This is a genomic window from Streptomyces sp. NPDC056527 (assembly GCF_042794475.1).
Taxonomy (GTDB): domain Bacteria; phylum Actinomycetota; class Actinomycetes; order Streptomycetales; family Streptomycetaceae; genus Streptomyces.
Genome location: NZ_JBHTTQ010000064.1, coordinates 21,833 through 42,866, shown reverse-complemented (window position 1 = coordinate 42,866; position 21,034 = coordinate 21,833). Strand labels below are relative to the sequence as shown.

Here is a 21,034-nt window from a genome sequence, read left to right as displayed (position 1 = left end):
GGGCAGAACCCCTCCCCCGCGACCGTCATGCGGATGCGGGGTGAGAACGACTAGCCGACGGCGGCGGAACCGCACCAGCGGCGGTTCCAGCGCCGGGGGCCCGAATCCGGGCCCGCGGCGCGGGCGTTCGCGCGAACGGCCTGACAGTCAGTTCCAGCGCAGCAGATACGTCAGGTGATGCGGCGCGTCGCCGGGCTCCTGCACGTCGGCGATCTTCACGGGCTCGCCGCCGGGGACGAAGTCGGCGCGGAACAGTCCCCACGGGCCGCTCTCGCCTTTGGAGAGGAACGCGAAGCTCTTGCCGTCCGGGGCGAGGACCGGGTCCGAGTTGGAGCGGTCGTTCGCCGGGACCAGCTCCTCGGTCTTTACGACCTTCTTGTAGTCGGCCGAGAAGGTGACCTGCTGGAACTCGTCGCAGACCAGCGTGGTGGCGTCCCGCCAGAAGACCGGCTTGCAGCCGAGCTCCGGGGCGTCGAGGCCCGCCGTCTCGATCGGTTCCAGGAACTCGTTCGCGCCGACGCGGCCCTCGGCCCCGATGCGGGAGAGCCACAGGCTGTCCGCCGAGCCCCCGGCCACGATTCCCCCGTCCGGGGCGGCCACGTAGTCGCCGTCATCGGTGGCCAGCACGGTCGTCGCGGTGGGCCCGTCCTGCTTCATCAGATCGCCGAGCTTCGCGTAGGCGACCCTCTCCTCGGACGTCAGGCCCGCCTTCGGGTCGCGGGAGGCGACGTCGTCGCTGGACTGGAAGTCGTGCTCCCCCATGTCGTACCAGAGCCGGCCGGTGACCGGGTGGAAGGCCACCCCCCGGTTCTTCGGGCGCTTGCTGAAGGCGTCCTTATCGGGCGCGCCGACCTCCTTGCCGGTGGCGACGTCCCAGGCGCCGGCCCGCGACATGCCCTTCATGCCGGCGACGAGCGTGTAGTCCTTGTTGAAGGCGAGGGCGACCTGGTGCTGCGGACCCCCGCTCTCGCTGGTGGGGCAGCCACGCGCCGGCTCCACGCCGTTCGGCAGGATGGTGCTGCGCGTGGCCACGATCGAGCCGTCCTTGAGGGAGAGCGACTCCACGGTCAGCGCGTAGTCCCACCCGCCGCCGCCGTACTCGATCTTGTGGCAGAAGGAGAGGGTGACGGTGTTCGGCTGCGCCAGCGACGCCGTCTTGACGTCGCCGCCCCCGGCCTCGCCCTTCCCGCCCCCGGAACCGGAACTGCCGACCGTGGTCGGGTCCGTGCCTCCGCCGCAGGCAGCGAGCAGCAGCGCGGCACTTGCAGCGAGTCCGGCCTTGGCGATACGTCGTCCCATGTCAGGAACCCCCGTGCAGATCGCGGCGCCGGGTCGGACCCGGCCTCGCAGTCGAACTCGGGGAACGCCCGCCGCCGTTGACAGTGTCTTATCAACAAGCTGAAGCAGACGATCATTAAAACAGGCCGGGTCGGCGCTACCGAATCCGGTGTCCGGGGCCCGTCCGGTGAACAGCTCGGCACGGGCCAGGAGATTGCGCCGCTTGACCCGGGCGCCTTCGCCGAGTGCGTGAGGAACACGGGTGCCGCCATCCACCCGGTCACGGGCCGGCTCTGGTACGCGGAGCAGTCTCATGGCTTCGAGTCGAACGACCCCTTCGTCTCGCGTGACCCGAAGGCCGGCTACGCGACCGTGGAGAGGATCCCCTTCGAGAAGATCCCGGACCTCCTCAAGAAGGACGGCGCCACGGCGGCGACCATCTTTGCGACGAACGACGTCTAATGCCCTGCCACTCCCACCACGGCGATCGTGGCCAGACGGGACATGGGGATCCGGGTTGCCGCTCGCGGCTCAGGCGCCGGCTCCATGGTCAACCATTCCCTGTTCGTGGCTACGGCGAACCCGCTCGAACACCACCTGCTCTTCGAGAGGTTCTTGAGCGAGCGGCGGACATCGCTGCCGGACATCGACGTCGACGTGGAGTCCGCGCGACGCCTTGAGGTCTACGACCGGATCATCGAACGCTTCGGCCGCGAGCGAGTCGCGGTCACCGGGATGCCCGAGACCTACCGCGCCCGCCACGCGCTCCGCGACACCAGGCTCGCGCTCGGTGCGCCCCGCACGTCGTCGACAAGGTGGCGAAGGCGTTCCCGCACATCCGGGCCTGCGACATCCGCAGCGCGTTCGCCGAGCTCCCCGAGCTGCGCCAGCTGAACGCGGAGGCCGGCTCGTACGGTCTGTTGTGGGAGCTGGCGGAGGGCCTGGACGCGATCCCGCGCGGGATCGCGATGCACCCCTGCGGCGTCATCCTGTCCAACTCCACCCTCCTGGACCGGCTGCCGGTACAGCCGACCCCGGGCGGCCAGTACCCGATGGTCCAGGCCGACAAGGAGGACGTCGAAGACCTCGGGCTGCTCAAGCTCGACGTCCTCGGCGTCCGGATGCAGTCCGCCATGGCACACGCGGTCGGCGAGATCCGCCGTACGACGGGGGCAGATCGACCTCGACAACCCCGACCACGTACCGCTCGACGAAGTCTTCGCGTTCAAGATGATCCAGGACTCCGACACTGCGTCGGCAGCTTCGGGGCATACGGGTTCTGCCGCGCACACGCGGTCGCGTTCGCGGTCCCAGCCCCGCAGTCCGCGTGGCTGAAGGCCCATCATCCAGCAGCGCTGTACGCCGGCCTCCTCGAGCACGACCCCGGCACGTGGCCGGCCCGCGTCATCGTCGCCGACGCCCGCCGCCACCACGTGCCCACCCTCCCCGTCGACATCAACAAGTCCGCCGCCGCATACACCGTGGAGGACACCACCACCGGATGGGCGGTACGGATCAGCCTCTCAACGGTGAAGGGCATCTCACAGGCCGAGGTCGAGCGAATCGCGGCAGGCCAGCCCTACAACTCCCTGCAGGACTTCTGGCAGCGCGCCCACCCCTCACTCCCGATCGCCGAGCGGCTCATCCGGATCGGCACCGACCCCACTCCAGGGCGACCTCACCAGGCGCGACCTCATGCTCCAAGCCGCCGAACTCCACCGCCACACCCGCACCCGCCCCGGCGCCGGGCAGCTCCCCATCGACGACACCCTCATGACCGCCGGACCCAGCGGCCTGCGGGAGATGACGAGCCGCGAAGTCCTCGACGCGGAACTCCAGGTACTGAAGATCGACGTATCCCAGCACCTGATGGAGCACCACCACCGGCTCCTGCGCGAGATCGGCGCCACCGACGCCAAGCACCTGCGTGCCATGCATCCAGGGCAGTCGGTCCTGGTCGCCGGCGTCCGCGCCTCCACGCAGACCCCACCCATCCCGTCCGGGAAGCGGGTCATCTTCGTCACCCTCGAAGACGGCTCCGGACGCGTCGACATCGCGTTCTTCGAGGACTCCCACGAGGACTGCGCCCACACGATCTTCCACAACGGCCTCCTCCTCGTCCGCGGCACAGTCGAGGCCCGCGGCCCGCGCCGCACGGTCGTCGGACAGATGGTGTGGGACCTCGAGGAACTCGCCGCCGCCCGCCGCGACCACGGCCCCCAGGCCGTCCTCGACATCCTCGGCCGCACTACCCCCGCACCGACCCCGGCCCAACCGGCCACTTCACCGCGGACACTCGTCGACGGAACCGCAGCGCGAAGCTCCACCCCTACGCCGACCTCCAGCCCGCCGGCACCCGCTCGGTAGCCGCGCTTGTGGCGGCGGTCGTCGGCGTCCGCAAGACCCGGCAGGTCGCAAGGCCGGTTAGAACCGAGCCGTAACGTGCTGTAGCGCCTCGGAAGGACATCACAGAAGTTGAGCCAGGACCCGAGAAGGTTCTGGCTCAGTTTCTGTGGTGTGGTCAGAAGCGCCAGCGTCTGGCCGTGCTGCGGGATGGCCGAGGGGTTGCCTCCGACGGCCCGATTCGGCTGGCAGTCAGGGGAGGGGGATCCGGGTCGTACGGGCACAGTGGCGAATGAGGGCCCTCCTGCCGCTGCATGGCGCCACGTACCAGGACGCAGTAGTCGTGGCGTACCCGCGGGTTTCCCCCGCCAGAGTGGGGAGTAGGGGCAAGGGAGCGGCTAGTGCGGCCGGCCAGGGACTCAAGAGTGTCCGCGAAGTGCCAGCTCGTCGCATACTCCTGGCCTTGGTGGTGCCACTCCGTGCGGCTGACCGGTCTTTCGAGCACAGCCTCGAACCATTCCGCGCACCGCTCAGCCAGTTCCTCGGTTGTCCCCGACGCCCGGAAGTAGCCTCGGTCTGGGCGCTCATGAAGGTTGAACAGCTGGTCGCAGACCGTCCCGGCCTCCACGTGCCCGCCATAGAAGTGCACGGCCCACTCACCCAACAACGTGTTTCGCTCGTCGTCGATCAAGGCGAGGTGGACCAGGAGCGACGAATCGTCCTCGGGACGACCCACGCCGGTGTGTGCCAGTGCGGCGGTCCAGGATTCGGCCCGAGCCTGCAGACCCGCGATGAAGTCAAGTTCGTCCGGGTCGAAGTCCCAGGGTTCCCCGCCGTACTCCTCGGGATCTTCCACCAGGAACCAATTCTTGCTCACGGGAGCGACTCTAAGTCATCGTTTCTGTTGGTGCGTGGTGCCGGGCATCGTGGTCGTCGGCGGGAGCCGATGGCGAGGGGACGGGTGCGGCAAGTGTCTGGAAGCGTACAAACGGCTTTGACCGAGTTGTGGCAGCAGCACTGGCTCAACTGTCCTCCGGTCGGGTACAAGCTCCGCAATCCGTACCGGGATCTCTGGGTGCGCTTCCACAGCCTGCCGGAGTCGAAGCGATACGCAGAGGACGAGAGCGAATACGCCGTCGTCCTGGAGCGGTACAACACCGTCCTCGATGAGTTGTTCGCCGGTGGGGATGTCTATGTGATCACCCCGGTTTGGGCGACCGAAGCCGAGGTTCCGCCGTTCCAGCCAGGCGATGGCTACTGGCAGACCCTGCTGGTGAAGGACGATCCAGACCCGGAGTTCCGTACCTACTGCCACCTCTTCGCCGCCCGCCGCCCTGGCGATACGGCTGCCTCGACGAGTTGCTCCGTGACATCGCGGACGACAAGGTGGCGAGAGTTCTCATCACCGACACCCAGATGCGGCGCATCTACCACCCCTACGACGGCAGCGCCGATGTCTTCCTCACGACGCCCGGGGAACGGGATCGGATGCGCGATCGGCATGCCGACTGGCTTTCCAGCCACCCGGTCGGTCTCTGACGAGACAGGCTCGCTACCCCGCCCACGTCACCGGGTTCAGGCAGTCAGCCGACGGAAGCAGATGCGGAGTGCCGCTATGCCGACGAAGGCGAGGAAGTGTTCGGCCTTGCGTTCGTTGCGTCGGTGGAGTCGTCGGCATCCGGCCAGCCAGGACACGGCCCCATTCTCGGCAAGGTCGTCGCCTTGCTGCGCTCGCTGTGACGCATGCCGCCCAGCGCGCTGGACCGCGCCGCCCCTTCCCCGGCTGCCCACGGCAAGGGCCCAGGCGCGCCCGGCCGTTCTCGTGGCCGGGGCAGTGGAACTCAGCGACGCAGCATGTCGACCAGCTTGTCCGGGTCGAGGATCGGGGCGCCGTCGGGGCCCTTGAAGTGCTGGTCGATCCAGATCGGCGGGTGGGCCTTGCGCGCGGGGTAGTAGTGGTTGCGCCAGTGGCCGCGCACGATCCACCGGTGCCGGTCTCCACGCCCTACGCCCGCGCTGACTCCGGCCTGCTGTGGCACGTCGTGGTGGCGTAGGCGGACGCAGCGGACGGCAGTCAGAAGGTTCGGGTCGATGCGAGTGATGTGCTTCGCCGGCGATCTCGGGGCCGCAATGCCCTCCTCGCGGGCGAGAGACTGCACCGGCCGCGCTGGGCCGGGTCCGGCCGGAGGAGCGAGCAACGAATGCAAGCGTGTTCATGAACACAAGGGCTTGAAAAGGCACGAGCGCAGGTGCCGATGGAGACCTTGCGCTTCTCGAAGTGCGTGAGGAAGGCGTCCCATTCCTCCTCGGTGGGGATTCGATACTCATCGCTGGGCCGGGTGGCCCTGCGGCGGTCGGGCGGCGCCACGCCACGCGAAGCACCCCGACCTTCGTGGTCGAGCCTTCACGCTCACCCCGGCCGAGCACCTTACGGACGGGTGGAATCGTTTCGGCTTCGTCCCTTCGAGCGGAATCCGAGTCCGAGGTGCGGAGGGGCGGCCCCGCCCGCTGGCACGATGCGTCACGAAATGATCCCTTGCTCCGCACTCGCCTGGTTCGCGTGTCAGTAGGGGATTCGTGTGCACGCGGGAGACAGAATGCCGAGTCCTACCCCACCATCCTCCACCCCACCAAACACCGGCCCGGCCGCGCCACCGGCCGCTCCGCCGTCATCACGGAGGTCCACCCGGCGTTGTCTGGGACGACGCCTGGTCGCGGCCGCCGCTGCGACCGCCCTGCTCCTACCCGGCCTGTGGCTGATGCCCGGGCTGCCAGCCCCGGCCGAGGCCGCCGACCCACCGCCGCTGGCCATGACCGTCACCGTGAGCCTCGACTGGTTCGAGCGCTTCGAGGTACCGGACGACGGCATCAACGAGGAGGGCGAGTTCTATCCGGAGGTGAAGATCGGGGACAACGCGCTCCAGACGGGCAGGATTGTCTCCGACGACGCCTTCCACGCCAGCACCCTCTCCAACCCGTGGGTCTTCACCCAGCAGGTCACCCTCTCCGGTATCCAGACCACGTTCCCCGTCGGCATCCAGATCAAGGACGAGGACGGCGGAACGAACTTCGCGGACGACCGGATGGACATCAGCCCGCAGAACCAGGACATCGACCTCAACCTCACTTACAACGCCCTCAACGACACCTGGACCGGCGACTCACTCGCCTACGGGTTCATCCCACCGGCCCCGCCGTGCACCGACCGCGCCGGGAACCCGCAGGGTCAGGTGTGCGCCATCGGCGACGGCGACCCCAACTTCCCCAACGACGGCGACGGCAAGCGGGCCGCGGTCGGCGTGACCATCACCACCAGCAAGCACAGCGACGCCGACCAGGACGGCATCGCTGACCGGTACGAGCGCTTCGGCGTGCGCAACCCGGACAACTCGATGGCCGTCGACCTGCCGGCTTTCCAGGCGGACCCGCTGCACAAGGACATCTTCGTCGAACTCGACTACTCGGACCGCTCCCAGCCGTCCCACGAGGCGATCCAGGCGGTCGAGCACGCCTTCGCGGCGGCCCCGCTGTCCAACCCGGACGGCGCGGACGGCATCACGCTGCACGTCGACTCCGGCGGCCTGCACGACAAGACGGCCATGGAGGGCCCACCGGAAGGCACCTGCACCGACGGACGGGACAACGACGGCAAGGACGGTGTGGACGGCGCCGATCCGAACTGCAACGACCGCGAACTGGGCGTCGAGGACTTCAAGGCTGCCACCTGTGACAACGGCATCGACGACGACACGGACGGCAGGCCGGACGACCAGGACCCGGACTGCATCGTCGGCGACGACCTAGGGGGCGGCAACCCGATCGCATTCCCGCTGGCCAACTGCAACCTCGACGCTGACTACCGCGACACGAAGGCGCGCAATCTCCAGCTGCTGCGCCAGAAGGCGTTCAACTACGTCCTCTACACCACCCGGGATGTCGACACCGACGGCGCCGGCCCCGACACCGGCTGCAACAGCGGAGGCTGGGGCGCCGGAACCGACGTCATCCTCTACCGCACCGACGCCGGGTCGCTGATGCACGAGCTCGGCCACAACCTCGGGCTCCACCACGCGGGCACGGACGCGAAGCCCAACTGCAAGCCCAACTACGTGAGCGTCATGAGCTACTCCATGCAGGACGGCATCCCGCGCGTGGGCGGCGGAACAATCGTCGACTTCTCCCCGGCCCGCATCACCTTGTTCGGCCAGCCGCCCAGCGAGACCGAGCCGGGCCGGTCCGAGGCAGTGCTGCCCGAGCTCAAGGAGGACGACCTCCGCGAGAACCGGGTGCTCGACCCGAGAGACCGCCTGAACCAGTTCGTCTTCTCGGACGGCGCGGGTGCCGTGCGCACCGTCCCCCTGAACCAGAACCCCGACTGGAACGGCGACAACCGGCCGGGCTTCGGCGACGACGGCGACGCGGTCCAGGTCGTCAACATCGACGCGACCGGCCCGGACGACTGCGCGAACGCCAGCACCGACGAGAAGCTCCAGGGCCACAACGACTGGGCCCGCGTCCAGGCGTACATGCCGAACCGCTTCCCGGTGGCCGGCGGCGCGCCGCCCGTGAGCGAGGGGCCGCCCCTCCCGACGGCGGAGGAGGCCGCGCGGATCCGCGCGCTCCGCAACACCACCGACCTCGCCCTGACCCTCACCGACGTCCCCGACCCGGTCGCCGCCGGTGAGCGTCTGACCTGGACGGTCGGCGTGACCAACAACGGTCCGAACTCCTCCACGTCCACGCAGATCACCACCGAGCTGCCCGCCGATGTCACCGACCCGGCCACGACCGGCCCCTGCCTGATCTCCGGCCGGACCGTCACCTGCAACCTCAGCGAGGTGCCGCAGGGCGCGCACCGCCAGTACACGATCAGCGCGCTCGTCCCCGCCGACCTCGTCTACCGCAACGGCAGTCCCAAGACGATCACCACCACCTCGGCGGTGGCCAACCTCGCCGGCCCGGACTCCCGGACGGTCGACAACACCGCCACTGCGGACACCAGGGTCATCGCCAAGGCCGACGTGTCGATCAGCGGTGCCACGGCCACCAGCCCGCTGGAGGTGCTCATCGGCGAGCCCGCCACGGCGACCCTGGAGGTCACCGTCGCCAACGCCGGACCGTCCAGCCCGGTGGGCACCCTGCTGACCACCCGGGCCACCACCGACGCCGGGGTGAGCGTCTCACCGGCGACGGAGACCGTCCAGCAGACGGCACTGCGCGTGGGCACGCCGCAGAAGGCCACGTACACCGCGCGGCTCTCCTGCACCACGCCTGGCGTCAAGAACGTACGGCTCGACTCGACGCTGGCGCTGAAGAACCCAGAGGACGTAGACCCGAACCCGGGGAACAACACCGCGTCCACCACATTCCGCGTCGACTGCGTCGTGCCGATCGCGATCAACGTGCGGCCGGGCGGCTTCCCGAACTCCATCAACCTCAACACCGACGCCTCACTGGCCGCGCTGACCACGCGGGGCGGCGAGTACGGCCTGCCGCTGGCCTTCGACGCGGCGGCGATCGACGTGTCCCAGACTTACTGGGGCCTGCGGGAGCGGCTGTTCAATACCGCCACCCCGGCCGGCGCCCGGGAGGCCCATGGCAGGGGCCATCCAGGTGACTCCTACGAGCTGGACGAGCGCACCCGCGACGGCGACACCGACAACGTTATGCACTGCAGGCCGAGTGAATCGGGGCTGACCCTCACCTCGACCCGCGCCTGTCTGAAGGGCAAGTACCGGGCCCCGGGCGGCCAGGTGTACACCTACCTGGGCTGCGACTCCGTGAGGGTGGTGAACTGACACCCGGACCGGACATGCCGTGGGCACCCACCTCCGGGTGGCGGCCCTGCGGCCGGTCGGCGACGGGCAAGCCCGTCGGCGGTCAGCCGACGGCCCCGCTGCCGGACACCATCACCCCGGGGTCGCCGGCCGGGCCATGAACGCGTTTTTGCCTGATCCACGCCACAGTCGACCGCGGCGCATGGGTGTGCCAATCGCGGAGCGCGTATGCGCCGCCGGCGCCGACCGTGGTCGCGCGGCCGCGCTGCTTGCCGAGACCGCGAACGGCCGACGAGTGCGTCGTCGACCCCGTCGCCGATCTCGGGCTCGGTACCCCGCACTTCCCCGAGCCGACCGTGGTCGGCGCTGATCCGGCGACGGGCGGGGCGATGCGGCTGCTGCGGCAGCGGTGCGAGGCGGGGATGGTCGCCCGCGGCCTCGACCTCGACCAGACGGCGATGGACCAGCTCGACTACGAGCTCGGCATCATCGACCGACTCCGCTACGAAACGTATTTCCTCTCGGTCGCCCAAGTCGTCGCCAATGTACGGGACATGGGGATCCGGGTCGCCGCCCGCGGCGCCGGCGCCGGCTCCGTGGTCAACCATTCCCTGTTCGTGGCCACGGCGAACCCGCTCGAACACCATCTGCTCTTCGAGAGGTTTAGCCGTCTGCGTACCTCACCATCGGCGAGATGCTCAACTTCAAGGGGTTCGGCCACGGCCTGCCGATGGAGATCGTGATGGACCATCTCCTGACCGGCGGCGGCCGGACGGAAAGGACGCGTCAAGGTCGTCCCTGTCCAGGTGGTACGTGGCGACGAACCGCGCGCGTGGACGGACATCCACGCGGCGATCGTGGACCTGCTCGCGGGCCATCTGCCGGCAACGGACCGGCGGTAGCGCTCTCCCGGGGGACGCCTGTGCCGGAACTCTTCGTGGGGCGGCCACGAGGGCTGTTGTCAGAGGCGATTGGCAAGATTGCGGCCATGAATGTCACTCCTGTCACTCCGCCACGGCCGATCGACGTTGCCGCGGTCTTTCCCCAACTGGCTCCGCTGGCCCGCACGGCGACCCGCCTACACCCCCGCCCTGGGGCGCCGACGTGGCACGACAGCTCGATCGGCGGGCCGCTGCTGTGGCCCGCCGAGGAGCCGTGGCCGCACTGCGAGGAACAGCATGTGGTGGATGGCATCAACCCAGCCCAGTCCCCGGCGGATCTGCGGCTGGAACGACGGATCTTCGCCGCCTCGCACGGCCGGGACCTGACTCCGGAGGAACGGGAGACTCTCGAGCGGATCCGACCCCCTCTGACGTATCCGGTGAGGCTGGCGGTCCAAGAGTACGACGGCCCCATAGCGATGCTGCCCGTCGCGCAGCTGTACGTAAGGGATGTGCCCGATCTGAGCCCGCCGGAGGGCAAGGACCTGCTGCAGGTTCTGTGGTGCCCCTTCGATCATCCGATCATGCCCAGGACCCTGCTCTTCTGGCGTTCGGCAGCCGCCGTCACCGACATTCTCGACACGCCCCCCGAGCCGCCCGCAGTGCAGTTCGACGGCTATCTACCGGAACCGTGCGTGCTCGAACCGGAGCAGATCACCGAGTACCCCGACCATCTGGAGCTGAGCGAAGAACTGCGGGAGCAGCTCAAGCAGTGGAATGTGCCGCAGGCAGCAGAGGAAGACATGGACCCGGACACGTACTACGACTGTGTGCTGTCCAACGCACCCGGCTGGAAGGTCGGCGGCTGGCCCGCTTGGAACTCCACCGACCCCAGCTCGCAGCCCTGCTCCGAGTGCGGCACCGGCATGGAGGTCCTGATGACCGTCGCCACGTTCGAGGAAGGGGACGACGCCGGGAACAGCTGGTCTCCGCACCCCCACCCAGGTGCTGGACCGTACCCCGGCCACCGCGGCTACAACGCGACCGGTGTCCAGATAGGCAGCGGCTACCGGCAGCACCTGTTCGTCTGCCCGGCGGAGCCCGAGCATCCGCACATCGAGTTGATGACGTAGCCCGTCCGCAGTGTGCAGCCGGGGCGTCACGGTGCGCGCATGCCGTGGCGCCGGGTGGCCGCGAGGCTCAGGGTGCCTGGCTGCGGCCCCGACATCCGAGAAGGAAGCAGGCCATCCCTGACGCGACCGCGACGCATCGCCCCAGGGCGGCGGGCGTCGCTGCCGGACATCGACGTCGATGTGGAGTCCGCGCGACGTCTTGAGGTCTACGACCGGATCATCGAGCGCTTCGGGAAGGAGCGGGTCGCGGTCACCGAGATGCCCGAGACCTACCGCGCCCGGCACGCCCTCAGGGGCACCGGGCTCGCGCTCGGACAAGGTGGCGAAGGGTAGCCCGACTCCTCGCACTGCCGCCCCGTTCCGTCCCGGAACCGGATAGCGTCGGGGTGTGCGCATTCGCTCTGCCGCGCCCCCGATCACAGACCCCGCAAGGCCGGTGCGTCGCCGCCGGCCGTGCTGCGCCGCCCTGAGACGGTCACCGACCACCGCCGGTCAGTAGCCGCGCCAGATGTTGTCGAACGCGGAGTCCTCGATCGCCTTGCGCTGGCGTACGGCCCCCAGCTCCTGGACGGCGTCGCCGACGGCGGCCAGTACCGCCGCGACCGCGTCCGCGGCGAGCTCCGGCGCGTCCTCAGCCGGCGCGTCACGGATCCCGACGACGGACGCCAGAGCGGCGAGCACGGGCCCGCCCGCCGCCCAGCGCTCCTCGGCCCGGCGCCGGACCGTCGAGTCGACCGGCTTCGCCGGCCCGGTCCGCAGCGGATTCCGACGGCGAGGCGGGGGTGCCAGACCCTCCCGCGCCAAGTCGTCGACGTACGCCGAGGAGAGCCCGCGGCCCCGCCGCCACAGCCAGTCCTCGACCGACTCGTACGGCTCCTCGCGCTTGAGCGCCACGACGGCTTCGTCCAGCAGCGGGTCCCCGGTCGGCGCCTGGGCCCCCGGCAGGATGCGGTCGCCGTCCACGACCAGCGCCCCGGCCTCGATGAGGTCGAACACCTCGGCCCCCGCCAACGCCAGCGACAGGTCGCCCTGCTCCACGGGGCGGTCGGGCGTCACGCCCAGGGCGACGATCGAGAGGTCCCATGCAGTGGTCATGAGCGGCTCCACATCGGTCGGCCGATTACGGGGCGAGAGCGTCGGGGCGGCCACGGCGGGCATCCCCGGGTCGATTCTCGCCGCACCTCGGGCATCGCGCGCCCCGTTCACGCAATCGGCCCCGCCGACACGACCTCAGCCGCGGTGAGCGGCCGCGTAGTTGCGGAGAAAGAGCGCTTCGACCTGGGCCATGTGCTCGATCTCCGTCGGGTCGACGCTCTCGTTCGGAGCGTGAATGAGGCACCGGGGCTCCTCGACACCCATCAGGATGATCTCCGCCCGCGGGTACTGCTCGGCAAGGACGTTGCACAGCGGGATGGAACCGCCCTGTCCGAGGAAGGCCAGGGGCCTGCCGTAGACCTCGCTCATCGCGTCACCGAGGGCCGCGTAGGCAGGCCCGTCGGTCGCGGCCCGGAACGGGGAGCCCGAGCTCTCCGACTCGATCGACACCCGGACGCCCCAGGGCGCGGCGGTGTCGAGGTGCTCGGCGAGTGCGGCGGAGGCGGCGGGCGCGGACATGCCGGGCGGGATCCGGAGGCTGACGCGGGCCCTCGCCGTGGCGGGAACGGCGGCCGCGGACCCGACGACCGGCGGGCAGTCGATGCCGAGGACGGTGACGGCGGGGCGTGCCCAGAGCCGGTCGGCCACCGTTCCGGTTCCGGTGAGGCGGACCCCGTCGAGGACGCCGGCGTCCGCCCGGAACTGCTGCTCGTCGTAGCCGACTCCGTCCCAGACCCCTTCGCAGTCGAGGCCCTCGATCCGGGTGGCCCCGGTCTGCGGATCCCGGAGGGTCGAGAGCATCTGGACGAGGGCGGCGAGCGCGTCCGGGGCCGGGCCGCCGAACATCCCGGAGTGCACCTCGCCCTGGAGGGTGTCGACCGTGACGACGACGTTGGCGAGGCCCCGCAGCGTGGTCGTCGCGGTCCCGACACCCACCGCGGCGTTGCCCGTGTCGCAGACGAGGAGCGCGTCCGCGACGAACTCCTCCGGGTGCTCGGTCACGTACCGCTCGAGTCCACCTGTGCCCTGCTCCTCCGAGCCCTCGGCCACGAACCTCAGCCCGACCGGGATGTCGTCGCCCAGGGCGCGCAGTGCGGTGAGGTGCATGACGATGTTGCCCTTGCAGTCCGCGGTGCCGCGCCCGTACCAGCGACCGTCTCGCTCGGTGAGGGTGAAGGGCGGCGTCGTCCACGCGGCGTCGTCGAGCGGGGGCTGGACGTCGTAGTGGCAGTAGAGCAGCACCGTGGGCGCGCCGGGAGGCGGCGGACGGTGCCCCAGGACGGCGTGGCTCCCGTCGGGGGTCTCCACCAGGCGTACGTCGCTCAGCCCGGCGGCGCTGAAGGCGTCGGCCACCCACTGCGCCGCCCTGCGGCACTCCTCGGGCGGGTACTGGCGGGGGTCGGCGACCGAAGGGATGCTCACCAGCTCGGTGAGGTCCGCCTTCGCCCGGGCCATCAGGCCCGAGATCCGCGCCGTGAGACCGTCGTCGGCCATCGTCAGCTTCTCCGTACGGTGTCGTCGGTCTTCAGGTCGTCCAGGTCCTCGTCGAAGTCGTCGACCTTGTCGGGGCAGTACACCTCCAGCACGATTCGCTCGATCTCGACCGCCTTGCTGTCGGCGATGACGGGACGCATGCCCGGGCCGGTGGCGCCGTTGGACAGCTGCTGGACCTTCCACAGGGCGTTGTTGAGAGCGGCGCCCGGGTCCTCGCAGACCGGGCCGCCGTCGGTGCCGAGGATGCTCTCGGTGATGTCCGTGTCCGGCGCCGGGTAGCCGGCCGCGACGAGCTTCGCACTCAGCTCGTCGGCCTTGGCCGCCGTCTGGTTGTTCTTACGGACGGCGCTGTACTGGACGAGTCCGACGACCACGAGACCGACGAGGACGACGATCGCGCCGATGTAGATCCACTTGTGCTGCGCGGCGAACTGGGTGGGGCTCACGCCATGTCTCCCTTCGCTTCGGCGGTGCGCCAGCCGGGCTTGCGGAACCGCAGGAACAGCCAGGGGATGAGCAGGCCGAGGACGCCCAGGCCGCAGCCGATGAACAGGACGTACGACCAGACGCTGCTGCCCCCGAACTGCGAGGGCGGGACGAAACCGATGACGAGCGCCGCGAGCGAGGCGAGCAGGCCGACGGTGCAGATCAGACCGATCGCGGGCACCCGGTAGCCGCGGGGATGGTCGGGCTGGAGCTTCCTCAGCCGCATCGCCGCGACGAACATCAGCAGATAGACGATCAGATAGACCTGGGTGGTGATCGTCGAGAAGATCCAGTAGACGCTCGACACGTTCGGGATGAGCGCGTACATCAGCGCGATCACCGAGGTGACGACGCCCTGGGTGACGAGGATGTTCTGCTGGACGCCGAACTTGTTGAGCTTCTGCAGGAACGGCGGCAGATAGCCCTCGCTGCGCGAGATCTCCAGCAGCCCCTTGGACGGACCCGCCAGCCAGGTGAGCATGCCCGCGAGGGAGGCCGAGATCAGCATGACGGCGGCGATCGGGGTCATCCATCCGATGTCGAAGTACGCGAAGAAGGCCTCGAACGCCTGCATCACACCGGCGGTGAGGCTGAGCTGGTCCGCCGGGACCACCCAGCTGATCGCGAGCGCCGGAAGGATGAAGATCAGCAACACCAGGGCGACCGCCAGGAACATCGACTTCGGGTACTCCTTGGCCGGGTCCTTCAGCGACGAGACGTGGACCGCGTTCATCTCCATGCCCGAGTACGACAGGAAGTTGTTGACGATCAGCACGAGGCTGGCCAGGCCCGTCCACTGGGGGAGCAGATGGCTGGCGGTCATGGGGGCGGCCGAGGGGTTGCCCTGGCCGAGGAAGACCATGCCGAGGACGACGAGGATGGTGCCGGGGATCAGGGTGCCGATGATCAGACCCCAGCTCGCGAGTCCTGCCAGGGCCTTCGTCCCGCGTGAGGAGACCCAGACGCCGGTCCAGTACAGCACCATGATGACGATGGCGGTGTAGACGCCGTTGGAGGCGAGGGCCGGGTCGATGATGTACGCGATCGTGGAGGCCACGAAGGCCAGCAGGCTCGGATAGTAGAAGATCGTCATCGCGAACTGGCACCAGACCGCGAGGAAGCCGAGCGGCTTGGACAGGCCCTCGCTCACCCACCGGTACACGCCGCCGGTCCAGCCGGAGGCGAGCTCGGCGGAGACCAGGGCGGTGGGCAGCAGGAACACGATGGCCGGGACGAGGTAGAGGAAGACGCAGGCCAGCCCGTAGACGGCCATGGTGGGGGCGGCACGGAGGCTGGCCACGGACGCCGTCGTCATCAGGGCCAGCGTCACCCACGTCATCGTGGGAGCCGACGCGGTTCTCGCGTCGGCTCGGGCCACCGGCTTCGGCACATCGGCCGGTACGTCCATCGAACTCATAGGTCCCTCCCGCACGGGCGACTTGGGTGCCGCCAGTCTTCGTACGGGAGGGATCGTGCGCACGACGGGTCGGCCATCGGAGTGACACCGAGGCCCCGCGAGGCCGAGCGCCGGAGCGCGATCCATGCCCCGAAGGCATGCGTCGAGGTGCGTCCCAGGAGTCGCCGTAGATACGAGGGCCAGGATCCGTGTGACCTGCCCTCCGGCCTGCCCGGCGAGTCCGCGCTACGGGCTGGTGGTGGGCGTCTGCCCGGCGGCGACCGGGTTCGGCTCCGGCCGTCGGGCTTCCTGTTCGAAGGTCCGGAGCAGGTCCGCAGCGACGCTCACCGCGATCGTGGCCGGTTCCTTGCCCGCGATCCCGGCGATGCCGATCGGAGTCTTGATCCGGTCGATGGTGGCGGCGTCGTGGCCGCCCTCGGTGGACAGGCGGTGCCGGAAACGCGCCCACTTGGCGGCCGAGCCGATCAACCCGATCGAGCCCAGACCACTGACGCGCAGGGCGGCGTCGCACAGCGCGGCGTCCTCGGCGTGATCGTGCGTCATGATCAGAGCGTGGGTGCCCGGCGGCAGCTCCGTGAGCACCTCCTCCGGAAGCAGTGGCACGTGGTGCACGTGGATCTGCGCCACCGCGTCCGAGAGGACGCCGAGCCGTTCGTCGGTGAGTACGTCCGGGCGGGTGTCGACCAGATGCAGATCGAGGTCGTGACGGGCCAGGATGCGTGCCAGCTCCAGCCCCACGTGCCCGACGCCGAAGATCGCCACTGCCTGGACCACCGGCAGCGGTTCGAGCAGGACGCTCACGGCTCCGCCGCAGCATTGGACGCCATGACGGCTGGTGACCTTGTCGTTGAGGGCGAACTCGATCAGCTCCGACTCCGGATCGGGCGAGCCGATCAGCTCTCGGGCCCGGTCGATCGCGACGGCCTCGATGTTGCCGCCGCCGATCGAGCCCCAGGTCTCGGTCCGTCCCACGACGAGTTTGGCGCCGGCCCGGCGGGGCGCGTGGCCGCGCACGGTCGCGACGGTCACGAGCGCGCCGGGTTCCCGGCGGGCCCGCAACCGCGCGACCGCGGCGACCCAGGTCATGTCAGGCATTGCTCAGCGTGCTCGTGTCGGTGGGGATGTCACCGGCGTCACGAGCGTGGTCGTCACGCCGCTTGCCGCTCCCGCGGGCCGCTTCGACGGCCCAGTACACCGCCTCCGGTGTTGCGGGGGACGCGAGCTCCACGCTCACTCCGGCGGGCCCGAACGCCGCGGCCGCCTGCCGCAGCGCTTCCCGTACCGAGAACGCCAGCATCAGCGGAGGCTCACCCACGGCCTTGGACCCGTAGACCGCGCCCTCCTCCGTCGCGTTCTCCATCAGCCGTACGTTGAACTCCTCGGGCATCTCCGAGAAGCTGGGCAGCTTGTACGTACTCGCCGCCTGGGTCAGCAGCCGGCCGCGGTTCGGCCCGTCACCGGTGTCCCAGCGCAGGTCCTCGAGCGTCAACCAGCCCGCGCCCTGCACGAACCCGCCCTCGACCTGGCCGATGTCGATCATCGGGGACAGGCTGTCGCCGACATCGTGCACGATGTCCACGCGCCGGATGCGGTACGCGCCGGTGAAGCCGTCCACCTCCACCTCGGTCGCGGCGACGCCGTAGGAGAAGTACTTGAACGGCGAGCCCTTGAACGACTTCACGTCCCAGTGCAGCCCCTCGGTCCGGTAGAAACCGGCCGCCGACAGCTGGACTCGCTGGAAGTACGCGGTCCGCACCAGATCGTCCCAGGCCACCTCCGCGTCGTTGCCGAGTACGCGCGCCACGCCGTCGACGATGCGCACATCCGAGGCGTTCGCCCCCAGCAGGGTGCCGGCCACCTGCAGCAGTCGCCCGCGCAACTGCTCGCAGGCGTCCTTCACCGCCGCACCGTTGAGATCCGCGCCGGAACTGGCGGCGGTGGCGGAGGTGTTGGGCACCTTGTCGGTCCGCGTCGGGGCGAGCCGCACCTTGTGGAGCGGGATACCCAGGGTGGTCGCGGCCACCTGCAGCATCTTGGTGTGCAGGCCCTGCCCCATCTCGGTGCCGCCGTGGTTGATCAGGACCGAGCCGTCCTTGTAGATCAGCACCAGCGCGCCGCCCTGGTTGAAGGCGGTGAGGTTGAACGAGATCCCGAACTTGATACCGGTGACGGCCAGCGCCCTCTTGGCGTGCGGGTGCGCGGCGTTGAAGGCCGCGATGTCACGCCTGCGGCCGGCGATGTCGGCGTCGTCCCGAACCTGGTTCCAGAGGAGGGAGATCCGCTCCGGGTGAGTGACCGGCTGTCCGTACGGCGTCGTCTGGCCCTGCCCCTTGCGGTAGAAGTTCCGCTCCCGCAACTCCATGGGATCCAGGCCGAGCAGCGGCGCGCACCGGCCCAGGATGTCCTCGATCACCAGCATGCCCTGCGGTCCGCCGAATCCGCGGAAGGCGGTGTTGGAGACCTTGTTGGTCCGGGCGATGCGCCCGACGACCCGCGCGTGGGGAATCCAGTACGTGTTGTCGATGTGGCACAGCGCGCGGGCCACCACCGGCTCGGACAGGTCCAGACTCCAGCCGCCGTCCGCGGTCAGGGTGGCGTCCAGGGCCTGGATGCGTCCTTCGGTGTCGAAGCCGATCCTCCATGTGGCCTGGAACCCATGGCGCTTGCCCGACATGGTCAGGTCCTGCGTCCGGTTGAGCCGCAGCCGAACCGGTCGGCCGGTCAGTGTGGCGCCGAGCGCGGCGACGGCGGCGAATCCGTGCGGCTGCATCTCCTTGCCACCGAAGCCGCCGCCCATCCGCAGACACTGCACGGTCACCTCATGGCTGTGCAGGCCCAGCACGTGCGCGACGATCTCCTGCGTCTCCGACGGGTGCTGGGTGCTGCTCTGGACGAACACCTGCCCGCTCTCGTCGACGAGCGCCAGGGCGGCATGCGTCTCGAGATAGAAGTGCTCCTGGTCGGAGAACTGGAACTCGCCGGTGAACACGTGGGCGGAGTCGCCGAAGCCGGCGTCGACGTCGCCCGTCACCATGACGGGCCGGGCGCCGTGGAAGCTGTCGGCCGCGATCGCGTCCTGCAGCGTGATCACGGAGGGCAGTTCTTCGAGTTCGACCTCGACAGCCGCCGCGCCGAGCCGGGCCGCCTCCAGCGTCTCGGCGAGCACCCAGGCGACCGCGTGGCCGTGGAACATGACCTCGTCGGGGAACAGCGGTTCGTCGTGCTTCATCCCGGCGTCGTTGACACCGGGCACGTCGGCACCGGTCAGCACGCGGACCACACCGGGCACGGCGAGCGCGGGCTCGGTGTGCAGTGCCGTGATCCTGCCGTGGGCCTTCATGACCTGGACCGGGTAGGCGTGCAGCACGTCCTTGGTCCGGTGCACCAGGTCGTCGGTGTAGAGCGCGGCGCCGGTGACGTGCAGGTTGGCGCTCTCGTGCGGCATCGAGACGCCGACGACGGGCCTTTCGGGACGCTCGGACAACTGGCTCATGACGAGACCGCCTCGGTGGTGTGCGCGTACAGCTTCAACAGGCTCTGGCCGAGCATCGCGGAGCGGTAGCCGGCGCTGGCGCGGTGGTCGTCCATGGGTGTGCCCTGGGCCCGTAGCACCCCGGCCGCCGCCTCGGCGGTCTCCGCCGTCCACGGCTTGCCCTCCAGGGCCGCCTCGGTGGCGAGGGCGCGGATCGGGGTGGCCGCCACGCCGCCCAGGCCGATGCGCGCCTTGCGGACGACCCCGTCCTCGATGTCGAGCGCGAAAGCGACCGCCACGCTGGAGATGTCGTCGAAGCGCCGCTTGGCGATCTTGTGGAAGGCCGTGACCGGCGACAACGGCAGCGGGATGCGTACCGCCCGGATCAGCTCCCCCGGTCGGCGCACGCTCTGCCGGTAGCCGGTGAAGTAGTCCGCCAGCGGGACTTCGCGTTCACCGTCGGCGTCGGCGAGCACCACCGACGCCTCGAGCGCCAGCAGCACCGGCGGACTGTCACCGATGGGGGAGCCGGTACCCAGGTTGCCGCCGAGGGTCGCGCTGTTGCGGATGAGCCGGGACGCGAACTGCGGGAACAGCTCCGCCAGCAGGGGGACACCGCCGTCGAGGCGTCGTTCGATCTCGGTGAGCGTCAGCGACGCCCCGATCTCGATGTGGTCCGACTCGACTCGAAGCCCCCGCATCTCGGGCAGCCGGTCGACGGCGATCACACAATCGGCCCGGCGGGAACGGATGTTCACCTCCACGCCCCAGTCGGTGCTTCCGGCGACCACCACCGCGTCGGTCCGCTCGCGCAGCAGCCGCAGCGCTTCGGCGAGGGTGCTCGGCCGCAGGAACGCGCGACCGTCCTGGACGTACTCGGTGGCGACCGGCTCGGGCGGGGACTGCTCGCGACGCTGCGCCAACGGGTCGCCCTCGGTGGGCGTGCCCACGGCGAACGCCGCGTCCCGGATCGGGCGGTAACCGGTGCAGCGGCACAGGTTCCCGCTCAGCGCGTGCAGATCGAAACCGTTCGGGCCGTGCTCGGAGTCGGCTTCCTCGGCCGAGTCGGCGTGCGCGCAGCGGTCGGGCCGGTAGTACTCGGCGGCCATGCTGCAGACGAACCCCGGTGTGCAGTAACCGCATTGGGAGCCGCCGCGGACGGCCATCTCCTCCTGCACGGGGTGCAGCGTGGGCGTCCTGCCGGTTACGCCGGCGGTGGCGAGACCTTCGGAGGTGACGATCTCCTGACCGTCGAGCGCCGCGGCCGGGAGCAGGCAGGCGTTGACCGCCACCCAGTCCGTGGGCTTGTTCACGCCGACACGGGCCACCAGGACCGAACAGGCCCCGCACTCACCCTCGGCACAGCCCTCCTTGGTGCCGGTGAGGCCACGCTCGCGCAGGAAGTCCAGCACGGTGGTGTGAGGGGCAGTCGGTGAGAGTGGAGTTTCTTCCCCATTGACCGTGATCCGCGCCGCTACCATGGCACATCCTCATTTCGGTGCGCGGTCGATCCAATTGTCCAAGTCGCCATTTCGGGAGCCTTCTGTTTCGGTGGCGCAGCTCGAGAACCCGGCGCGTAGACCAGCATGCAAAGGCATGCCGAAGCCGGTGACAGAGATCGGAAGATACCGGGGCCACAAAGGGGCACGCCGGAAAAG

General features: G+C 69.8%; 15 protein-coding genes and 4 pseudogenes. 8 read left to right on the top strand and 11 right to left on the bottom strand.

Annotated features, from left to right (window positions below):
- Positions 1-147: 147 nt before the first annotated feature.
- On the bottom strand, positions 148-1,299 hold the full coding sequence (locus ACFQ7Q_RS25850) for a hypothetical protein (RefSeq protein ID WP_383559148.1): 1,152 nt from the start codon (positions 1,297-1,299) through the stop codon (positions 148-150).
- 228 nt (positions 1,300-1,527) lie between these two features.
- Between ACFQ7Q_RS25850 and ACFQ7Q_RS25845 the strand changes: the two genes are divergently transcribed.
- The 3 genes and pseudogenes from ACFQ7Q_RS25845 (at position 1,528) to ACFQ7Q_RS25835 (ending at position 3,645) form a co-directional block, all read left to right on the top strand.
- Entirely contained in the window at positions 1,528-1,740 is a 213-nt protein-coding gene (locus ACFQ7Q_RS25845; protein WP_383559146.1) for a hypothetical protein, read from the top strand.
- A gap of 42 nt (positions 1,741-1,782) precedes the next feature.
- A pseudogene (locus ACFQ7Q_RS25840) lies at positions 1,783-2,873 on the top strand (hypothetical protein); the annotation flags it as partial.
- A gap of 100 nt (positions 2,874-2,973) precedes the next feature.
- Entirely contained in the window at positions 2,974-3,645 is a 672-nt protein-coding gene (locus ACFQ7Q_RS25835; protein WP_383559144.1) for an OB-fold nucleic acid binding domain-containing protein, read from the top strand.
- Between the two features lie 154 nt (positions 3,646-3,799).
- On the opposite strand, the gene ACFQ7Q_RS25830 is transcribed toward ACFQ7Q_RS25835, so the two are convergent.
- Positions 3,800-4,498, bottom strand: coding sequence for a hypothetical protein (locus tag ACFQ7Q_RS25830; RefSeq protein ID WP_383559143.1), 699 nt, complete (start codon positions 4,496-4,498; stop codon positions 3,800-3,802).
- Positions 4,499-5,007: 509 nt separating this feature from the next.
- Here ACFQ7Q_RS25830 and ACFQ7Q_RS25825 point away from each other — a divergent pair.
- The gene (locus ACFQ7Q_RS25825; RefSeq protein ID WP_383559142.1) at positions 5,008-5,160 is read left to right on the top strand and encodes a hypothetical protein; all 153 of its coding nucleotides are present in this window, start codon (positions 5,008-5,010) and stop codon (positions 5,158-5,160) included.
- 36 nt (positions 5,161-5,196) lie between these two features.
- Here ACFQ7Q_RS25825 and ACFQ7Q_RS25820 read toward each other — a convergent pair.
- Together ACFQ7Q_RS25820 and ACFQ7Q_RS25815 are read right to left on the bottom strand one after the other, a co-directional pair.
- Positions 5,197-5,319: pseudogene (locus ACFQ7Q_RS25820) on the bottom strand (IS5/IS1182 family transposase); the annotation flags it as partial.
- A gap of 143 nt (positions 5,320-5,462) precedes the next feature.
- Positions 5,463-5,660 carry a hypothetical protein gene (locus ACFQ7Q_RS25815; RefSeq protein WP_383559140.1) on the bottom strand — a complete coding sequence of 66 codons (198 nt, stop codon included), beginning with the start codon at positions 5,658-5,660 and terminating at the stop codon, positions 5,463-5,465.
- A gap of 720 nt (positions 5,661-6,380) precedes the next feature.
- Here ACFQ7Q_RS25815 and ACFQ7Q_RS25810 point away from each other — a divergent pair.
- From ACFQ7Q_RS25810 to ACFQ7Q_RS25795, 4 genes and pseudogenes are all read left to right on the top strand, one after another.
- The gene (locus tag ACFQ7Q_RS25810; RefSeq protein ID WP_383559138.1) at positions 6,381-9,419 is read left to right on the top strand and encodes a hypothetical protein; all 3,039 of its coding nucleotides are present in this window, start codon (positions 6,381-6,383) and stop codon (positions 9,417-9,419) included.
- A gap of 19 nt (positions 9,420-9,438) precedes the next feature.
- A pseudogene (locus ACFQ7Q_RS25805) lies at positions 9,439-10,081 on the top strand (hypothetical protein); the annotation flags it as partial.
- A 305-nt stretch (positions 10,082-10,386) separates the two neighbouring features.
- Entirely contained in the window at positions 10,387-11,412 is a 1,026-nt protein-coding gene (locus tag ACFQ7Q_RS25800) for a hypothetical protein (protein WP_383559136.1), read from the top strand.
- Positions 11,413-11,559: 147 nt separating this feature from the next.
- Positions 11,560-11,727, top strand: a pseudogene (locus ACFQ7Q_RS25795) (hypothetical protein); the annotation flags it as partial.
- Between the two features lie 177 nt (positions 11,728-11,904).
- On the opposite strand, the gene ACFQ7Q_RS25790 reads toward ACFQ7Q_RS25795, so the two are convergent.
- The 7 genes from ACFQ7Q_RS25790 to ACFQ7Q_RS25760 form a co-directional block, all read right to left on the bottom strand.
- On the bottom strand, positions 11,905-12,507 hold the full coding sequence (locus ACFQ7Q_RS25790; RefSeq protein ID WP_383559135.1) for a GPP34 family phosphoprotein: 603 nt from the start codon (positions 12,505-12,507) through the stop codon (positions 11,905-11,907).
- 135 nt (positions 12,508-12,642) lie between these two features.
- Complete coding sequence (locus ACFQ7Q_RS25785) at positions 12,643-14,001, bottom strand: dipeptidase (protein ID WP_383559133.1); 1,359 nt, start codon at positions 13,999-14,001, stop codon at positions 12,643-12,645.
- 2 nt (positions 14,002-14,003) lie between these two features.
- A complete protein-coding gene (locus ACFQ7Q_RS25780) occupies positions 14,004-14,447 on the bottom strand; it encodes a hypothetical protein (protein ID WP_383559132.1) in 444 nt (147 codons plus the stop codon).
- Positions 14,444-15,904 (bottom strand): APC family permease, encoded by a 1,461-nt coding sequence (locus ACFQ7Q_RS25775; protein ID WP_383559130.1) that lies wholly within the window; start codon positions 15,902-15,904, stop codon positions 14,444-14,446. Before ACFQ7Q_RS25775 ends, ACFQ7Q_RS25780 begins: the two co-directional genes overlap by 4 nt.
- Positions 15,905-16,129: 225 nt before the next feature.
- A complete protein-coding gene (gene xdhC / locus ACFQ7Q_RS25770) occupies positions 16,130-16,990 on the bottom strand; it encodes a xanthine dehydrogenase accessory protein XdhC (protein WP_383559151.1) in 861 nt (286 codons plus the stop codon).
- Between the two features lies 1 nt (position 16,991).
- On the bottom strand, positions 16,992-19,397 hold the full coding sequence (gene xdhB, locus ACFQ7Q_RS25765) for a xanthine dehydrogenase molybdopterin binding subunit (RefSeq protein WP_383559129.1): 2,406 nt from the start codon (positions 19,395-19,397) through the stop codon (positions 16,992-16,994).
- Positions 19,394-20,857, bottom strand: a complete 1,464-nt coding sequence (locus tag ACFQ7Q_RS25760; RefSeq protein WP_383559126.1) for a xanthine dehydrogenase small subunit — start codon at positions 20,855-20,857, stop codon at positions 19,394-19,396. Before ACFQ7Q_RS25760 ends, xdhB begins: the two co-directional genes overlap by 4 nt.
- Between the last annotated feature and the right edge of the window lie 177 nt (positions 20,858-21,034).

Coding starts and splice junctions, on each gene's coding strand:
- ACFQ7Q_RS25850 (WP_383559148.1), bottom strand. CDS start 1,299: ATGGGACGACGTATCGCCAAGGCCGGACTCGCTGCAAGTGCCGCGCTG.
- ACFQ7Q_RS25835 (WP_383559144.1), top strand. CDS start 2,974: ATGCTCCAAGCCGCCGAACTCCACCGCCACACCCGCACCCGCCCCGGC.
- ACFQ7Q_RS25810 (WP_383559138.1), top strand. CDS start 6,381: ATGCCCGGGCTGCCAGCCCCGGCCGAGGCCGCCGACCCACCGCCGCTG.
- ACFQ7Q_RS25800 (WP_383559136.1), top strand. CDS start 10,387: ATGAATGTCACTCCTGTCACTCCGCCACGGCCGATCGACGTTGCCGCG.
- ACFQ7Q_RS25790 (WP_383559135.1), bottom strand. CDS start 12,507: ATGACCACTGCATGGGACCTCTCGATCGTCGCCCTGGGCGTGACGCCC.
- ACFQ7Q_RS25785 (WP_383559133.1), bottom strand. CDS start 14,001: ATGGCCGACGACGGTCTCACGGCGCGGATCTCGGGCCTGATGGCCCGG.
- ACFQ7Q_RS25775 (WP_383559130.1), bottom strand. CDS start 15,904: ATGAGTTCGATGGACGTACCGGCCGATGTGCCGAAGCCGGTGGCCCGA.
- xdhC (WP_383559151.1), bottom strand. CDS start 16,990: ATGACCTGGGTCGCCGCGGTCGCGCGGTTGCGGGCCCGCCGGGAACCC.
- xdhB (WP_383559129.1), bottom strand. CDS start 19,397: ATGAGCCAGTTGTCCGAGCGTCCCGAAAGGCCCGTCGTCGGCGTCTCG.
- ACFQ7Q_RS25760 (WP_383559126.1), bottom strand. CDS start 20,857: ATGGTAGCGGCGCGGATCACGGTCAATGGGGAAGAAACTCCACTCTCA.